Below are 18,409 nucleotides of genomic sequence, written 5' to 3'. Positions count from 1 at the left end.
ATGATAAGCTTTTCAGCTTAAGAAATAAAGAGATTTAATTTTAGTTGCTGAAAGCATTGATAAATTAGGGGGTTATATTTTTAAACGAATTCACGGAATTTTAGAGTGATAGAATAAAGCTATTCATGTTCGTTATTAATATGGTGTTCATTGCTTATCCAAATCTGTTAGCGTTTGAGTTAAGTATGTAAATCTATACAATTCGAATTTAAAATAAAACCTTAAATTATTAAAAATCAAATAGTTTTGTTAATTTTGAAAGGAAGACAGTTGATGTGAACTCATCAATGCATTTAACCTAATATCGTTCATCTTTTAAAATCAAAACTAACCAAATGATAAAATTCTTTAGAAAAATTCGACAAAAATCTTTAATCGAAAATAAGTTCACTAAATACCTGATTTATGCACTTGGAGAAATAGTTTTAGTGGTTATTGGAATTGTAATCGCACTTCAAATTAATAATCAAAATGAGGAAAGTAAGTTAAAACATAAAGAGCTTATTCTTTTAATTGAGATGCAACTCAATTTAAAAGAAGACTTATCTGTATTGAATGGGACTATAGGAGCAAATAAAGAGAGAATTCGTTCAAATGAAGCTGTGAAAACTGCTCTTGAGACAAAACTACCCTTCAATGATTCTTTAAAATATCATTTTGGAAATACTTTTGGAAATTTTCAATTAACGGAGAATACATCTGCTTGGGAAAATATGAAATCTATTGGCTTTGATTTGATTTCAAATGATTCATTGCGAAATTCATTATCTCGCCTATATTCTACAAAATATGTCTACTTAGAAAATGTTGAAAAAGGCGTAGATGATTGGTATCAGTGGAAGCAACTTTATCCTCAGGTTTTAAAACACATTCATATTGAAATGCTGTGGGTTTCAGGAACTCCAGAAAATTATGAGGAATTAATAGAAGATAGAGAATTTTTAGAAGTTATTAAATTGAACATTTTCTTGAGGAATTTTATGCAGAACAAATATATTGACGTTCAAAAGGAAGTGAGTTTGGTGTTGATTCAACTTGATAAACATCTTCAATATCTGAATGATTAATGGAAGTATAAAATAAAGATATATGATTTTCATGCTTCACACTTGGTCTGCATGTCGACCGTAGAATAAAAAATATTTAAATCATTTCCTCTCCTTAAATAGACCAAAACAATCACGTGATTTCCAAAATAACCATTTCAATTTAACAAAACCTTAAATATTTCAAAATCAATTAGTTTTGTTAATTTTGAATGGAAGACATTTGGTGTAAATTCATCAATGCATTTAGCCTAATATTGTTCATCTTTTAAAATCAAAACTAACCAATGATAAAATTCTTTAGAAAAATTCGACAAAAATCTTTGATTGAAAACAAGTTCAGTAAATACCTGCTTTATGCGAGTGGAGAAATTATACTTGTTGTCATTGGAATTTTAATTGCCTTACAGGTAAATGAATGGAATGAGGAATCTAAAAAGGAAAAAATCAGTGATAGTTACATAATCGCATTGCAATCAGATTTAAGAGCTGACGTTATTTTACTCGAAGACCAAATAGCGCGTTTTGCAAATGATATGTCAAATAATTTGGCTTTGTCAAAACGACTTTCCTCTGTCACTGCTGATATTGACACGATAATAGAAATAGCGCGTTACGAATTTTTACCTTATTTTGACCCTTCAAATGAATTGAACTTAAGCACATTTAATGCATTGATTGCAACGGGTAATTTGGATTTGCTTGACAAGGGTTTTGTTAAAAAAATTCAAGAACACCATGCTTACCAGTTAACCGTTTTAAAAGGAATTGATTTTAATCTAGAAATTGCTGCAAATGTCGGTGTAGAATATTCCCAAAGTTATCCGCTAAACATTGCCACTAACGCAATTAATGGTCAGATTTTGAATCCGTTTTGGGAACAAATTGATCACAACAAGCTAATTATAGACTTAAATGCTGCGATTTCTTCGAAAATATTTGGACTTCAGGGAGTCAATTATTTTAGAACAATCTTGTTAGAAAAAACCAAGAGATTAATTTTAGAAATTGACAAAATTATAAATGAGAATTGATATTATTAGAATAGATGGAAAGCCTATCCTCTTCTCTGGATAAATTCGCTTAACAATTTAGAGCTAGGATGGTTTCAAAATAAATAAAATTTACGAATATTCACATTTTCTTTTCTGGTAGAAATTAGAATTAAATATCTGAAATTCAGTTTGTTTTATTAAATTTAAAATTAATAGATTTAGGCTGGAACTCTTAACAGAGACTATCCAATTGTTTTACTCCAACAGCAAAAACCGCCAACCAAATGATAAAATTCTTTAGAAAATTTCGCCAACGCATGCTTATTGAAAACAAGATGGGTAAATACCTGCTTTATGCCAGTGGAGAAATTATACTTGTTGTAATTGGAATATTAATAGCGTTGCAGATTAATAATTGGAATGAAGAAAGAAAGGAACAGCGCTTGGAGGGGCAATTAATTGATTTGTTAATTTCAGATTTAAAAGGAAAACAAAGAGAGCATTTCTCAGACTTAAAAGACACTGAAAATGTGATTAAATCATTTCATAAAACAATAGATCATTGGGAAAATGAAAAAGAAATTGATACTACTAATCTAAAATGGACTTTAAAAAGGTTGGGTACGGATATTTATTTTCAAAATGAAAATTCGCCTCTCTACAACAGTCTATCCAACTCAGACTTATTAAATCAATTACCAGATAGTTTGACTAAACAAATCGACAATATGTACCGTCTGAAAATAATGGGGGTAAAAATACAATTAGATAAAGCTACTGAATATGGGACTCATTGTAAATTAAATTTTTTAGTCCCAAATAATTTGATTGATTTAAATCAAAGTAATTTAGAAATTAAGGAAAGAATTAAAAGTGTGGATAAAGAATTTATTTCTTATGCTAAATTATTTCTAAATACCTGCAATCGCCTAAACAGCGTATTAGAAAGATCTTCTCTCGATCTGAATAAATTGATAGATGATTTGGAATCCTATAATGAGGTTAAAAATTAATGGAATTAGCAAAGTACAATATTGAATAGAAGATTAAATTTATTAACATCTCGTCTATACACTAAACAATTGCTTGACACAGGATTCAATTAAACCATAAAAACTACTATTATTCAATATGATGGTTTCAAGTTTGAAATGGAATTAAATAATTGAAATTCAGTTTGTTTTGTTAAATTTGGATTGACATATATTCTGAATTTATGCTTTGGACTATCCAATTGTTTTGATTCATTATCAGAAACCACCAACCAATGATAAAATTCTTTAGAAAATTTCGCCAACGCATGCTTCTGGAAAACAAGATGGGTAAATACCTACTTTATGCCAGTGGAGAAATTATACTTGTTGTAATTGGAATTTTAATAGCGTTACAGCTCAACAATTGGAAAGAAAAAAATAATGAAAAAATACTAGAGATAAGTACATTGAGTGAATTGAAATCGTCTTTTAGGGAAGATTTGAATGACATTAACTTCAATCTTAACTTTAACAAGAAAGGACTTTATGCGTGTGAGCAGTTGATTTCTGCCTTCGATCAGGGATTGCCGTATCATGATAGTTTAGATCGCCATTTCGGTCAATTCTATATTATTTCAGTATTCGTAAATAATACTGGTGCTTATGAGACTTTAAAATCCAGAGGTTTGGACATTATCAGCAATGACAGCTTGCGAAGACAAGTACAGTTGATGTATGATATTATCTATTCTGAAATCTTGGAGAATCAGCGGAATTTTAACTACATAGATTTAGAACAAAACAAAATCTTTATGATTGAGAATATGACCAATTGGAAACTTTTTGAGTCGGCAAAGCCAAGGAGTTTCGATGAAATTAGTAAAGATACTGTGTTTCACAGTAGATTAGCATATACAGCACAAGTAAGAAATGTATCGATTAGCAGGTACAGTAGAGCGAAGAAGGAATGTGAAAGTATTTTGAATAGGCTTGAGTTAGAAATAGAACGACTTTCGAATTGGTAATGTTATCAAAAACAAATTGAATAGTTTAAAAATCAGGGTTTATCTGAGTATTTGGTGGATTGGTAAGGGTATGTTTTGAATTTTGTTGTAGGTTTTTTTGAATGATGGAATTCTGCTGGTAATTATGGTGGGGGAAGTGGATTTTCGTTTTCGTGAATGGATTTTACATGGATTAACTTCGGAAAATGTAGAGTTAAGTTTTTGTGATTGTTTAAACAATGAAAAGTCTAATTAAATTATTAAATTTGATTGAAAAGATATAGCTTGGGTATGCGTAATACGTTTAGCCAATTGTAGCAAAAACTTTAACAACTATCGTTATGAACGAACATAAATATATAATTTATAGTGATAAACAGAGGGTTGGAGTTAATACAGAAATATCTTTCAGAATTATAGAGCATTATTTCGGGAAAACACAGACTAGAAAAAAGTGGAAAAAGGATAACAAGACTTATAATGTAAATTGGATTGATGGAAACGAAATAAAACAAAGTAGTAAGCCAATCAATTATCTAATAATAGCGAAATACATAAGAGAAAAAGGCTATTTCGATTATCAATATTTCAATTTATCACCATTGGAATGTTTTTGGCTTGACACTTCACTTGACATTGCTGTTAATTGGCACAAATTTGATCATACAGCACCAAATGGTTTATCAGTTTTTGATGGATTTACTAAACAACAATTTGGCGAGAAATATCCTATTGAGCCTATAATGAGTAGAGAAGGTAGGTCTTTCACAACTTTGCAACCGCAACTCTTAAATAGAATAAGAAAGTTACGTGATAGACTGATAAATAACTCTCAAGTTATTGTTGATGACGATTGGTTTTTTGACCTAAGGTCATTAATAAGTGATACCATTTCTCTCGTTGAAATAACACTCACACAGTTTTATATTAAAGCTGAATATGATCCATTACCGAATTGGACTTTTGACATTGAAGTTTTAGGAAAAAGACATGGTAGAAAATTTGATGATAAAATAAATTGGATTTATAAAATAACAGGGAATCATTTGAAAGCTGAAAAGTTTTTACCAAGTTTCACAAAGCTTCGTGAATTAAGAAATCACTTTATGCATTTTGACCCACCATCTTTGATTATAACAATTGAAGAAGCTACAATATGGATTAATTGCGTTATTGATACAGGTTTTTTACTCATAACAATGCGAGATGCAATGGGAGTAAGTTCTTCACTTGCATTGCTGAATTTTGTTTTACAAAAAGATGCAGTTTTTAATCCTGAACCGCATTTTGCACAAAGATTACCTTTAGGAATTGGAAATGCAGATTACAAATCATCTAATTGGCCAAGAAAATAAAAGTAAATTGCTAACACAGCCTTTGACGGTCAGCCTTTAATAACCTTCTATTTTTACATTCATGTAAATCTAAATGTTTGTATCTTCGGTAAAACATTTATTAAACAGGCCGCCGCAAAGCCTTATCTGTTAGCAAACCTTAAATAGAACAACTATAACTCAACTCTCCTATCATTTCTGGTAATAAAATAATAGCATTCATTAAATCTTTAGCATATAAACCAATTTTCTAAAGAGACGGAGGATGAGTAATTCAAGGAACTCTTTTTATTTAGTTTTACCATATTGGTAACTTTTGTCAAATAAAGATTTAGCTCAAATCATAGGTTATAAAAGCAGAGTGTCTGAAATTTTAAGTAGAAAAAGAAAACTTTCTCTTAATATGATTAGAAACTTACACGAAAAATTGAATATTCCTTATGAATCTTTGATTGAGAATTATTAAAACATTTTTGCTAGAATAGCCTTTGCATGAATGTAAAAACCTTCTACTTTTGTATTCTTGAAGATTAAATATTTGTATTTTCGATAAACAATACGCTAACCAGTTGCGCCCATGATATAAAAGATTGGTAATCAGAAAAATAAATAAACATTCACTTTGCAAGTAGAAATAAAAAATCCAAGAATCAAATGTTACAAATGCATGAGGCCTTCGAGTGCATGTATTTGTAAACACACTAATCCTTTACAGACCAAAACACGTTTTATTATTCTTATGCACCCAATGGAGTACAAAAAAGAAAAAAACGGAACGGGACGAATGACCAATCTTCAACTTGAAAATTCAGAAATTATAGTGGGTGTCGATTTTACCGATAATAAACGTGTAAATGAAATACTGAATAAAGAAAATAGTTCTTCTTTTTTGCTTTATCCAGGAAAAGAAAATTTCAACTTATCGACGAGCAAAGGTTCAGAAATAAATTCATTTATGGGTAATAACCCAAGCATCTTCCTTCTCGATGGCACATGGCCTTGCGCCCGTAAAATGCTTAAACTAAGTAAGAATTTGCAAAAACTAAAAAGAGTGAGTTTTGATAATAAAATAAAATCAAAATTTATAATTAAGCAGCAACCAGCATCTCTTTGCCTCAGTACTATTGAGTCAGTTTTTACTGTCATAAATTTACTTAAAGAAGGCAACTTAGAACAATGCGACACGAAGAATTTCCTTTTTCCTTTTGAAAAAATGATTGAGTATCAACTCGAATGTATTCTAAATCCACATAATAAAAGCTATCGTTCAAATGCGAACAAAGGGATTATTCCTAAGAACATGTACAAAAAAGATTCGGAAAGAAATATTATTTTTGAACAAGAAGGTTAGGTGTATTTTTGTGGAAGTTGATGGGTGAATATTTTAAAACATAAAGATATGGATTTTCTAAATTCAGCTTGTATTAAAAAAGATCCTTGCTAAACCACTTAACTAATCATTCACAAACTCTATTTTCTTTCCTAACTATAAATTGAAATCAGATACTTGATAATCAATTAGTTTTACTAAATTTGAATATCAAAATTAATTTAATTAATCCAAAAAAGATTAACCAATTTTCAAACAGCACCAAAACACATAACACACCTTATGAAATCGATTTTTTCCATCTTTTTAATCGTCTTTTTTATCATTTCATGCTCTGCTCCAAAATCAACAGACATTCTAATTGTTGTAAACCAACCAGCAGAGTTTGAAGCCCAAGAAGCGATTTGGTTGATATGGCCATCCACGAATCACAAAGAAGGAGAATCGGTTGAAAATGTTACCCTTTCTATTATTGAAGCTTTAATTGACAATAGTAACATTGTAGTTACTTGCAAGGATAAAGAACTCCTAGGACAAGCAAAACAAACGGTAGAAAATCACTTTGGTAATCAGCCAAGTATTAAATTTATAGAAATCCCATCTTTTGAAATTTGGGTAAGAGACATGGGGCCAACATTCGTAGAAACAAATAAAAATACTTTGGCAATTGCGGACTTTAATTTTAATTCTTGGGGATATTCAGATACTTTAGACAACGATACGAAAACAGAAGAAATGTATGATGTAAGAGCAGCTGAACATTATAACTTACCTGTTATTTCGAGTACAATGATTAGTGAAGGCGGGAATAGAGAAGTAAACGGAAAAGGAATTTTGTTGACCACAGAATCGGTTGAAATGGGAAGAAATCCAACCATGACCAAAAAGGAAATGGAGGCTGAATACAATCGACTTTTAGGAGTTAAAAAAACGATTTGGCTGAAACAAGGTTTAGTTGAAGACAGCCACACTTTCCTAGGCCCTGTTTTAACTTCTGACGGAACAAAAGCCTACACTGTTGTTACCACAAACGGGCACATTGACGAATTTGCGCGTTTTGTAAATGACTCCACAATCCTTTTGGCACAAATAGATAGTTCAGAATTTAGCGACCCAATTGCTTATGAAAATCACAAACGAATTGAAGAAAATTATCAAATCTTATCCGCAGCAACAGATCAAGATGATAACCCATTTACTATTATTCGAATGCCACTAGCAGTAACTATTTTTTCAACATTGAGTCCCGGTGATTATGTTTATGAATACATTAAAACACTTGATTACATTGATGGAAGTATTTTCCCTTCTGGAGACACCGTAAAGGTTATGCCAGCATTTAGTTATCTCAACTTTATTATTACCGACAAAGTAATCGTTGGTCAAACTTGTTGGCGAGAAGGAATGCCTATTGAATTGAAAGAAAAAGATGAAAAGGCAGCGCAAATATTGCAATCTGTTTTTACTCGCCGAAAAATAGTAATGATTGATGCTCTTGCTGTTAATTTGGGTGGTGGCGGAATACATTGCATTAGTATGAATCATCCTAAGTTTTTAAACAGATAGAGTTAAATGACTGAAAGACAGTTTGTTTTTTTTTAAATTTGATGAACATCTATTTCGAATTTATGCTATGTCATAAACCAATTATTATATTTCAATAAACCACTAACCAATGATAAAATTCTTTAGAAAATTTCGACAACGCATGCTTATCGAAAACAAGTTTGGTAAATACTTGCTTTATGCCACTGGTGAAATACTGCTTGTCATGATTGGTATTTTGCTAGCCTTACAGGTAAACAACTGGAATGAAAATAGAAAACTAAGAATAAATGAAATATCAGCTTTAAAAGAAGTTGGACGAAACCTTGACCAAAATATTATTCAGCAAGAGAGTTATTTGAAACATGATTCCACTATACTAAATAATGGCGAGAAATTGATTGAAATTCTTAAGGATGAAAACTCAACCTATCATGATTCATTAGATATAATGTTCGGTCTTATAGGAGTATATAGCCCTTACTTCGTAATAGATGGTGCTTATGAAAATCTGAAAGAAAGGGGAATAGACTTAATTCATAACGATACCTTAAAACGGGTTTTGATAGAATTATTCGAACAATCGCTTCCAATGATAGAGCAAGCAGGGAATGCTTTTGAATTAGATATAGTAAACCGCAGATATGATATATCTATAGCTTATTTTGAAACAGGTAAATCATTTTTTTCTATGCGACCCAATAATTTTAGTGAACTTAAGACTAATCAAAAATTCTTCAACTTTTTATCCATGACAATTGCAGCTAAAAGGTTAACAATACAACATCGAAATAATCTTATTGAACAGACAAGTAGAGCAAAACATGTTCTGGAGGAATATTTAGAAAAAATTGATAAATAACAAAGGTTCTATATGATTTTGTGTGGGTAGATTTAAAATCTATGATTTTAATTGAGGCAAAACGATTGTTAATTTGGTACTACTTTTATTTAAATGGAAACTTTCTATTAAAATACAATTGGCTTAACTTTATAAGTTACTGATATTTAATTATTTATCATTCGAAGTCCCCGAGGGACGGCATGTTAATAGGGATGGAAGTAAGTCCATCCGCCAAACGATACAAACCGAAACAAAACCCCACAAAATCGACCTAATTGCATGCAATTAGGTCGATTTTGTGGGGTTTTGTATTATATCTATTTTTTTTAAACCAAGGACTTATGTCCTTGGCTATTAATATGCCGTCCCGTCGGGGATAAGAAATTGAAATACAGGGTTCTATATGCTTGTTTGTGAAAATTAAATTATAAATAAGGTTTGTGTAAAATGAAGGACCCAAGAGCTTTGATTGATCTTTTTGAGTGCGCTGTTATGGAACGCGGACCTTCGGCATTTCGACAAGCTCAATGCAGCGCATGCTCAGTCACCGCGAAAGAACTGCAAGCAACGCGCATGTGCAGAGCGAAGTCGAAGTGGATGATCGCGGATTTTTTCACCTGTGGTGTTTTATGATAATCGCCGATTTTTAAAAAAAGTATATTACTAGAAAAATCTTTAAAGTTTATTCTCAATGGCATGCCTTATTCCATTAAATTGGTGGTAGAACTATTCTTAATTTCAACAATATTAATACATAAAACATTCTTTTTTTTACCATAAGACAATTCATTTTACAATTTAGAATCCTAAATTTATATTCTAAAAACAAAATCAAATGTCAGCCGAAGAATTCATCGAAACTTTAGAAATGATAGGCCGAGATTATCTTGGAGCAATTCCTAAAAGGGAAATCTTTGCTTTAGCGAAAGAATATCAGCAAATGCCAGTGGATGAGGTGGTGAAACTTTTGAAAGGCAAATCTAACAATCAAAAAATCAGCGCTATTTCAATTTTAGATTGGAAAGCACGAAATAAGAAAACTTCCGAAGAAGAAAAAAAAGCCGTTTATGAAGCTTACATTCAAAATCATGAGTTCATTGACGATTGGGGAATGGTGGATAGAGCAGCTCCTTATGTTGTAGGAGGATATTTGTATGATATGGATAGGAAGCCTTTGTATGATTTGGCGAAATCCAAAAATCCAATGGAGCGCCGAACAGCAATTGTGAGTACCTATTATTTCATTCGCAAAGATGAAATTGAAGACACCTTTAAAATCGCTGAAATCCTTGTTCATGATTCAGAACATTTTGTTCAAACCGCTGTGGGAAGTTGGGTGAGAGAAGCAGGGAAAAGAGATGAAGAAAAGTTGAGGGATTTTCTTGATAAATATGCTGTGGATATGCCGAGAATAATGCTTCGGTATGCGATTGAAAAACTCGATCAGGTGACTAGAAATTATTATTTGGGCTTGAAGTGATAGAGTATTTATGTTTGTTCAATTCTAAATCCTTTTCTCCTTTTTACTAGGAATATAATCTTTGAATTCAGGTGGATTTATTATATTTACTTTCAGGTAATTAACTGCAAACATAGCTATTTCAAAGATTCACCTAAAAAACACAATTATGGAAACTAAAGAAAAATGGTACAACAAGCCGCAATTGGTTGGAACGTTATTGATGTTTTGGCCTCCGTTTGGTTTGTATGGACTTTATAAAAGTGAGAACATAGATTCAAAATTTAAGATAGCGATTTATGGAGTTTTTATTTTTGTAATTGTATTGTTTTTAGTGATTCATTTTGGTTAGATTTCACTAAATATCATGAAATTCTTATCTAAAAATGCAATTAAGCTGCTATTGGGATTATTGACAGCAATAACCATTTTCCATATTTGTATTCTTCTAAAAATAATTCCTTACGACATAGCTTGGGGTGGAAGGCTTCAAAATGACCAAGAAATGTATGTGTTTGAATCCATTTCAATTCTAGTCAATCTATTTTTGATATGGATTTTATTAATGAGAGGTAATCTGGTAAAATTTAAGTTTTCTAATCGAATTGTCAATATAATTCTCTGGATCTTCTTTGTAATCTTTATTCTCAATACCATAGGGAATGTTTTTGCAAAAACAAATTTCGAAAAGTTTTTTGCGCTTGTAACAGGTCTTTTTGCTTTCTTGTTATTTAGGATTTTAAAGAAAACATGAGTGAGGAGCGATTGGTATTGAACTAATTTACCCTTCGTTTTTTGATTTTCACCTACATGAACTATAAACATTCAAAACAATAACACGTGTTACGGTGTTTTTTTATTCGTATAAGCAGGCTTGTTAAAAAAAATCCAAATTGAACAATTTGCCAAAAAGTATAATAACAATTACATATGAATCAAGTCACCACATGCAGTTTTTTTAAGCTAGACACTCTCTCCGCCAAATGGTGGGCATTTAAGCAAATGCAGCTGGGACATTATTCTTTAAAAAATGTTGAAGGTTTAACATTCTCTAAAATATTAGGATCGGGATCCAAAAACGGTTTTAGTTCTATTCCTAATTTTGGTACTTATGTTTTGCTTTGCGTATGGAACTCTGAAAAAGAGGCGGAGAATTTTTTCAATGAAAATACTTTCTTCAAAAACTATCAAGAAAAAAGCACTGAAAATTTTACTGTGTTTTCAAATGCTGCTGAATCACATGGTTTTTGGGATAAAAAACAACCTTTTAAAAAGAAAGCAAAATTGGAGTTGGATCAACCTGTTTTAGTGCTAACAAGAGCAAGAATTCGTTTTACTAAATTAATTTCCTTTTGGAGGAAAGTAGGAAAAGTAAGTCACAGTTTAGAGAATTACGATGGTGTTCTTGTTTCTATTGGAATAGGCGAGTGGCCACTTATCCAGCAAGCAACGATTAGTATTTGGCAAACGCAAGCTGAAATGATGGATTATGCTTATAAGAACGAAGCGCATAAAAAAGTTATCAAACTCACGCGTAAATTGAATTGGTACAAAGAGGAATTGTTTGCTCGATTTGTACCTTATAAAATGGCAGGAATATGGAATGGTGAAGATGTAAGCGATTTGTTAAGTAAAAATCAAACATCGTAGTATATTGTGTTTGATAATTTAACTGCTCATTTTGACATCCAAAATAATAACAAAAATTTCAAATGAAATTCAAGATACTCACCCCGAAAAACTTCCAAACCACAAATTGGTCTGGAGGAACAACAACGCAACTCTACATCTCCCCAGAGAGCGCAACTTTAGCAAATAAAGATTTCAATCTAAGAATCAGTACAGCCAAAGTCGAAGCAAACGAATCTACTTTCACTTCTCTGCCTGGCATAAATCGAAAGTTGATGATTTTGGAAGGGGGAATCACTATTTCGCATGAAGATCAATACAGCAAACACCTGAAACCTTTCGATGTAGATACTTTCAAAGGAGATTGGAAAACAACTTCTATAGGAACTTGCACAGATTTTAATGTCATGACAACTGGTGATAAAGAGATTGGATTGTATCCCTTGAGGATGAACGGAGCGAAGAATTTCAAGTTTGCACCCCTTTTAAATTGCAAAGATTTATTTTTCTACGCAACTAATGGAAATATTACTGTAGAGATTTCAGGAGAAGATTATTTACTTCAAAAAGGGAATTTGTTGGTTATTCAAGACTTCGATGTTCCTTCGATTGCTATTAGTAGCGATGAAGCTTTTGGAATTGTAGTGGTGCAAGTTAATAAGTAAAAATGCAATACCTCTAATAAAATAAACTGATCTCCTAAAGCGTTAAACCACTTGTCGGACAACTGGCGGATTATATTCTTATATATTAATAATTAAAATCCATATAACGTTAATAATCAAACCTTTAGAGTTAATAATTAAGATCCCTATTGCGTTAATAATTAAACCTTAAACATTATTAATTAGATCAAGCCTTAATAATTATAAAGCCTTCCTGTCTTTCCCGCTTATTCTACCACAAATTTAGATGAATAAAAATCTCCATTTTTAGAATTGAAATTTATCCAATAAACTCCAGGATTTGCTTTCTCAAGTTTAATTCTAATTTGAGAATCGTTATTTTTTTCAATTTTAAAAGAAACTTCTCGTCCTAATGATGAAATAACTTTCAAATTTTCAACATCATTTTCTGAAGGCTTTTCAATCGAAAATACGCCTTTATTGGGATTAGGATATAAATTGACGTGTTTTATCTTTTGTGATTCAGTTAGCCTAGTTGATAAACTGCTGGCTTCTATAAATACTCCAGTATCATAAATGCCGTCACCAACATCTGCAATACCAATGATTAAATGATAGGTTTCACCAGGAATAATTTGAGAATATGCTGTTAATTTAGTCGTGAACCCATCGTATTGAATGAATTGATCATCTTGATTGAAAGGAGCTTCTGTTCCATTACCGTTGTTATTATAAAAAATAGGGTTGGTTAGTTGGTTAATAGTATTGATATTAATCGGTTGGGAAGTATTAGGAACTGTAGCTATATTTTGAATCCCTCCAACAATTCCAGGTCCAGAAATAAATATTCCAAAAACACCGTTAAAACTAGTTCCAACAAATTCTGGATATTCGTCAGATCCGAAGATGTAATCTAATTTCAATGTGTCAGAATTTGCAACTAGGTCAAATTCTAAAAGAGAAGCATTATAAGTTTCAACACCTGCCAATTGTGTTAGTAAAGCGTTGCCGAGCGCGCCATTATCAACCCCAGCATTTGATTGGTCATTTGGACCGTGAGGACCATTTTCACTATATCCCGCAGTTCCTGTTGTCATTATCAAACCGTACTGAATTTCTAGAACAGTATTTGCTCCATTAAATAAGCCCATTGAGGAAACATTCCCTGTATAACTCACATTTGAAACATTAACACCATAACCAGAAAGTATAGATTGTGCAAGGAAATTAGGACTTAAACTATTGTTAGTCGTTAATTGCGCGTTGATTATAAGTAAGTTGAGTGAGAATAATATGGCTAATATAGTTTTCATAAAGTAGTTCTTTAAGTTTTGAGAAAACTAAGTTAAGTTTTTTTTATGAAATATATAGATTAAAAATTTCCACGCTTTGTATTTGATTATGAGTGATTTCGGAAATAAATGCTAATCATAAGCGATGATTTAGTTTATGGATTTACTATTTTCAATTAAATATAATTCTCTAACGTGAATAAATATTTAATTATCTTCTCGTAAAAATGAATCGAAATTTAATTAGAAAATAGAAAAGATTACACTGTCGTGAAAAACTCTGAAATCACAGATTAGCTAAAAACCCCTAACTTAATCCCTTCTGGCGAGTTAAAGTAAAGGGCAAATAACCAGCAATTTGTTTAGGATAAAATCCATGCTTAATAATTAGTAGTAAAAGAAACATAGCTTAAAATCAAGAATTACTCTTCCAAAAAGCAGCATATTTCGAAGCTCTTTTTTCGTTTAAAATTAAAACACACCCCTATCGCATTAATAATTAAACCTTAAACATTAATAATTATCAATTATCAATTGTGAATTATCAATTATTTCAAAAGCTTCCGCCTCTTCCATTCTCTAGAAATCAAATTCAACTCCCTTCCCGTTTGACCGGCAACAGAAGTATTCTCATCCGCTCTTCTCAACAAATATGGCATAACTTCTTTAACAGGACCGTAAGGAACATATTTTGCCACTTGATAACCATGATAGGCTAGGTTGAATGAAATGTTGTCTGACATTCCTAAAAGTTGAGCGAAATAGATTCTTTTATCATCTTTTGCAATGTTTTTTTCATCCATTAAGTTGACCAACATGTGCGAACTGTCCTCGTTATGTGTTCCACAGCAGAGTGCACAATGTTCGATTTCTTCAACCATTAATTTAATCGCTGCATTAAAATCAATATCAGTTGAGATTTTGTCAGGTTGAATTGGCGATGGATATTCCATTTCCGCAGCTCTTTCACGTTCTTTTTCCATGTAAGCACCACGAACAACTTTTCCACCAAATTTGTATCCTTCTCTTTTCGCTTTTTCTATTCCTTCCTTAATATGTTGCAATCTGTCATGACGATACATTTGAAAAGTATTGTAAACTATACATTGCTCTTTGTTGTATTTCGCCATCATGGACTCAACAACTCTGTCTAAGGTTTCTTGAATCCAAGATTCTTCGGCATCAATAAAAATGGGAACTTTAGAATCATGCGCGTGTTTACAAATATCATTTATGCGGTTCACGACTCTTGCAAATTCTGCTTTTTCTAATGCGCTTGGTTCAGCTTTTTCATCGTTTAATTTTTCTAATAATGCATGACGCGAAAGCCCAGTAACTTTAAATACAGAGAAAGGAATTCCTTTATTTCCATTGGCTTTTTCTATTGTTGCTAGAATTTCATCACGTGTGAAATCAAAATCTTTTTCATCAGTTTTTCCTTCAACAGAATAATCGAGAATCGTTCCTACATTGTTTTCATGAAGGGTTTTAATAGTGTCATCACAATTATCAATTGTTTCTCCACCACAAAATTGCTTAAAAATAGTGGCTTTTATAATTCCATTGATTGGTAGCCTAAGCTTGAAAGCAATAGGAACCATGAATTTTCCAAATTGTACTAACCAAGATTTACCCACTAGTTTAAACATGGTGTACGCGCGCTTCAAGTCTTTTGTAGACTTATATTTAAACGCGATTTCTGTATTATCAAATGATATCATTCGGCAAATTTAATTTCTAATATTTTATAGACAAGCTTTTTTAACTGATGTTATTCATTTTTTTAACTGATCTTCTTTCGAAAGTTAAAAAGTTTCAGTTGCTTTGTCCTCCATCAACATAATATTATAAAGTATGGCAAAGCAAATCGCCTCTAAAAGTAACAAAATAGAGTTGGGATTGTTGACAAGTTCTAGTTTTAACTTGCTTCTAACCACAAAATATAAAGACAGCAAGAAAATTGTTATCGTCGATGAAAATACGGAACAAGAATGTTGGCCTTTTTTATTGACCACTTTTGAAGCGTTGAGTGATGCTGAAGTGATTCTTTTGCCTTCGGGTGAGGAGAATAAAGTCATGGAAGTTTGCTTTCAAGTTTGGGAAGCTTTCACGAATTATCATATCCAACGCAACGATTTAGTGATTAATCTCGGTGGAGGAGTAGTGACGGACATGGGAGGATTTATTGCCTCAGTTTATAAGCGCGGAATCGACTTTATTAATATTCCAACTACGCTTTTATCGATGGTTGATGCCTCTGTTGGTGGCAAAACGGGAATTAATTTGGGAGCACATAAAAATCAATTGGGGGTTTTTTCAGCGCCTGAATTAACAGTTTGCGATCCTTCATTTCTACATACTTTAGAGCCAAAAGAATTACTTTCTGGAAAGGCTGAAATGATTAAACATGGATTGATTGCTTCGGCATCGTTATTTAATGATTTATTGAAAGATAAAAACGAAATTCCATCTGAGAAGTTAATCGAAGCAGCGATTCAGATTAAATCAGATATTGTAGATAGAGATTATAAGGAACAAGGGGAACGCAAGAAATTGAATTTCGGTCACACAATCGGACACAGCATAGAAGGATATTTATTAGAGAAAGGTGTTGAAATCACCCATGGCGAATGTGTAGCTTGGGGAATGTTGGTTGAATCTTATCTCTCTTATGAATTTGCTGGTTTAACTGAAAAAGAATTAGAGACAATTGAAACTTTTATTCGAAAAACTTATCCTGAATTGACTATAGATGAATCCGAATTTGGAAATCTTATTCATTTGATGCGTCATGACAAGAAGAACCAAGGAGATAAAATCAATTTCACTTTATTGAATGCAATTGGAGAATCAACAGTGGATTATCAATTAGAAGAAGAACAAATTGTAGAAGCGTTAAATGATGTTTTTAAATAATTATAAGTGATTAATTATGAATGTTGAATCAAAAATAAAGGGTTGGAATCACAGGGTATTAGCACACAATGATGATGGTGAGGTTTATTTAGAAATTCACGAAGTTTATTATGGCGACAATGGTACTCCTGTTTCATACACAGAAAATGCTATAAGCGTTGGTGGTGAGGATGTTTAAAGTGTAGCTTGGACACTCAATAAAATGAAAGAGTGCTTGGAAAAGCCCATTCTTTTGGCAGGAGATAAATTTCCAAATGAATATATACTGAATAAATAATTTTAAAATATTTTTGAATTCTTCAATGACGAACGGCGAAGCCCTCAACGCAGTTAATTTTTGAATTTTTCAATACTTGAATCTTTGAATTAAAAGTAATATGAACGCATTCACAATCCAAGAATACCAGCAATTTCATCTGAACGAAGACAGATTACAAAAATGCTACGCCGAGAAATGGTTTAAGCTTTTTGTTCCTAAATCCTATAACGGACTTCAACTTTCAATGGAAGATGGTTGTCGGGAATTATTGAAAACTGCCGAAATTCAAGGAGGTTTAGGATGGACAGTTAATCTGGGTGCTGGTGCGAATTGGTTTTCTGGATTTTTCGATGATGAAATTGCCAAAGAATTATTTACTCCAGAAAATGCTGTAATCGCAGGAAGTGGAACTACAAATGGGAATTGCAAACCTACAGAATTAGGATTTAAAATCACGGGAGAATGGAGTAAATGTACCGGAGCAAATCATGCTACGTTATTCAGTTTAGCGGCAAATAATGACGAACATAATTCCAAAATTTTCGTTGTTCCAAAAGATAAAGTTCAGTTGTCTGAAGAGAAATGGCCAATTATGGGAATGCGGAATTCTTCATCATTTGGAATAACTTTAAATGAAGTTGAAATTCCAACAGGCTATGATTTTCAAATGAATGTCATCAAAAATAATGCTGATTACGGTGTTTTTCATATTCCATTTCAATCTTTCGCTCGCTTGTGTATGAGCGCATCTTACCTGGGAGTAATTAAATGTTTAGTAAAGATTTGTCTGAAAGATTTAAGAAAACCATTGGTTATATCGACTATAGAAATTGATTTATTGCCTTTGCTTCATTCCTCAGCAGAAAAGCTTTATGCACTCGCTAGTCAAATTGAAAAAGCTTGTTTAGCTGGAGAATATCAAGCGGAAGATGAGCAAAATATGCGAACAGAGTTGGGGGGAAACAATATGAAAATATTTAAAGTTGTTCAAACCTTATTTTTAGCTGGTGGATTACCATTTATCGAAGAAGATAAATTAGTACATTGGGCGTATCGAGATGTGCTCACAGCGGTTCAACATTTTATGGTAAAGCCGTAGAGTGAAAGAATAGAATTCTAATCGAACAAAACTGATTTTATAGCGTTGGGTATAAAT

The 18,409-nt window shown here is 32.0% G+C and carries 18 protein-coding genes; 16 read left to right on the top strand and 2 right to left on the bottom strand.

Features of this window, described 5'->3' with window-relative positions; genetic code table 11:
• Positions 1 to 335: 335 nt before the first annotated feature.
• From ERX46_RS05980 to ERX46_RS05920, 13 genes are all read left to right on the top strand, one after another.
• Positions 336 to 1,067: a DUF6090 family protein gene (locus ERX46_RS05980; protein ID WP_130092930.1), complete on the top strand. Its 732-nt coding sequence runs from the start codon at positions 336 to 338 to the stop codon at positions 1,065 to 1,067.
• A gap of 266 nt (positions 1,068 to 1,333) precedes the next feature.
• A complete protein-coding gene (locus tag ERX46_RS05975) occupies positions 1,334 to 2,080 on the top strand; it encodes a DUF6090 family protein (RefSeq protein ID WP_130092929.1) in 747 nt (248 codons plus the stop codon).
• 245 nt (positions 2,081 to 2,325) lie between these two features.
• Positions 2,326 to 3,054, top strand: coding sequence for a DUF6090 family protein (locus ERX46_RS05970; protein ID WP_130092928.1), 729 nt, complete (start codon positions 2,326 to 2,328; stop codon positions 3,052 to 3,054).
• A 254-nt stretch (positions 3,055 to 3,308) separates the two neighbouring features.
• Entirely contained in the window at positions 3,309 to 4,040 is a 732-nt protein-coding gene (locus ERX46_RS05965; RefSeq protein ID WP_130092927.1) for a DUF6090 family protein, read from the top strand.
• A 320-nt stretch (positions 4,041 to 4,360) separates the two neighbouring features.
• A complete protein-coding gene (locus ERX46_RS05960) occupies positions 4,361 to 5,374 on the top strand; it encodes a hypothetical protein (protein WP_130092926.1) in 1,014 nt (337 codons plus the stop codon).
• A 601-nt stretch (positions 5,375 to 5,975) separates the two neighbouring features.
• Positions 5,976 to 6,704 (top strand): tRNA-uridine aminocarboxypropyltransferase, encoded by a 729-nt coding sequence (locus ERX46_RS05955; protein ID WP_262708082.1) that lies wholly within the window; start codon positions 5,976 to 5,978, stop codon positions 6,702 to 6,704.
• A 261-nt stretch (positions 6,705 to 6,965) separates the two neighbouring features.
• On the top strand, positions 6,966 to 8,249 hold the full coding sequence (locus ERX46_RS05950; protein WP_130092925.1) for an agmatine deiminase family protein: 1,284 nt from the start codon (positions 6,966 to 6,968) through the stop codon (positions 8,247 to 8,249).
• Positions 8,250 to 8,358: 109 nt separating this feature from the next.
• Positions 8,359 to 9,090 (top strand): DUF6090 family protein, encoded by a 732-nt coding sequence (locus tag ERX46_RS05945; protein ID WP_130092924.1) that lies wholly within the window; start codon positions 8,359 to 8,361, stop codon positions 9,088 to 9,090.
• 817 nt (positions 9,091 to 9,907) lie between these two features.
• Positions 9,908 to 10,552 (top strand): DNA alkylation repair protein, encoded by a 645-nt coding sequence (locus tag ERX46_RS05940; protein ID WP_130092923.1) that lies wholly within the window; start codon positions 9,908 to 9,910, stop codon positions 10,550 to 10,552.
• A 148-nt stretch (positions 10,553 to 10,700) separates the two neighbouring features.
• A complete protein-coding gene (locus tag ERX46_RS05935; protein WP_130092922.1) occupies positions 10,701 to 10,883 on the top strand; it encodes a hypothetical protein in 183 nt (60 codons plus the stop codon).
• 15 nt (positions 10,884 to 10,898) lie between these two features.
• Complete coding sequence (locus tag ERX46_RS05930) at positions 10,899 to 11,285, top strand: hypothetical protein (RefSeq protein WP_130092921.1); 387 nt, start codon at positions 10,899 to 10,901, stop codon at positions 11,283 to 11,285.
• A gap of 176 nt (positions 11,286 to 11,461) precedes the next feature.
• Positions 11,462 to 12,181, top strand: a complete 720-nt coding sequence (locus tag ERX46_RS05925) for a hypothetical protein (protein ID WP_130092920.1) — start codon at positions 11,462 to 11,464, stop codon at positions 12,179 to 12,181.
• Between the two features lie 62 nt (positions 12,182 to 12,243).
• Entirely contained in the window at positions 12,244 to 12,825 is a 582-nt protein-coding gene (locus ERX46_RS05920) for a HutD/Ves family protein (RefSeq protein ID WP_130092919.1), read from the top strand.
• Between the two features lie 227 nt (positions 12,826 to 13,052).
• Here the strand turns inward: ERX46_RS05920 and ERX46_RS05915 are convergent, their stop codons facing one another.
• Together ERX46_RS05915 and ERX46_RS05910 are read right to left on the bottom strand one after the other, a co-directional pair.
• A complete protein-coding gene (locus ERX46_RS05915; RefSeq protein WP_130092918.1) occupies positions 13,053 to 14,099 on the bottom strand; it encodes a choice-of-anchor L domain-containing protein in 1,047 nt (348 codons plus the stop codon).
• A 527-nt stretch (positions 14,100 to 14,626) separates the two neighbouring features.
• A complete protein-coding gene (locus ERX46_RS05910) occupies positions 14,627 to 15,799 on the bottom strand; it encodes a proline dehydrogenase family protein (protein ID WP_130092917.1) in 1,173 nt (390 codons plus the stop codon).
• A gap of 133 nt (positions 15,800 to 15,932) precedes the next feature.
• On the opposite strand from ERX46_RS05910, the gene aroB reads away from it, so the two are divergent.
• The 3 genes from aroB to ERX46_RS05900 all read left to right on the top strand — a co-directional run bounded on the left by aroB (position 15,933) and on the right by ERX46_RS05900 (position 18,352).
• Positions 15,933 to 16,994 (top strand): 3-dehydroquinate synthase, encoded by a 1,062-nt coding sequence (gene aroB, locus ERX46_RS05905; protein WP_130092916.1) that lies wholly within the window; start codon positions 15,933 to 15,935, stop codon positions 16,992 to 16,994.
• A 16-nt stretch (positions 16,995 to 17,010) separates the two neighbouring features.
• Positions 17,011 to 17,172, top strand: a complete 162-nt coding sequence (locus ERX46_RS17485) for a hypothetical protein (protein ID WP_165366164.1) — start codon at positions 17,011 to 17,013, stop codon at positions 17,170 to 17,172.
• Positions 17,173 to 17,371: 199 nt separating this feature from the next.
• Positions 17,372 to 18,352 (top strand): acyl-CoA dehydrogenase family protein, encoded by a 981-nt coding sequence (locus ERX46_RS05900; RefSeq protein WP_130092915.1) that lies wholly within the window; start codon positions 17,372 to 17,374, stop codon positions 18,350 to 18,352.
• Positions 18,353 to 18,409 lie beyond the last annotated feature (57 nt).

Source organism: Brumimicrobium glaciale, from assembly GCF_004152935.1.
Taxonomy (GTDB): domain Bacteria; phylum Bacteroidota; class Bacteroidia; order Flavobacteriales_D; family Crocinitomicaceae; genus Brumimicrobium; species Brumimicrobium glaciale.
Note: the sequence above shows the minus strand (reverse complement) of the source record. Positions and strands in the feature narration are given on the sequence as shown.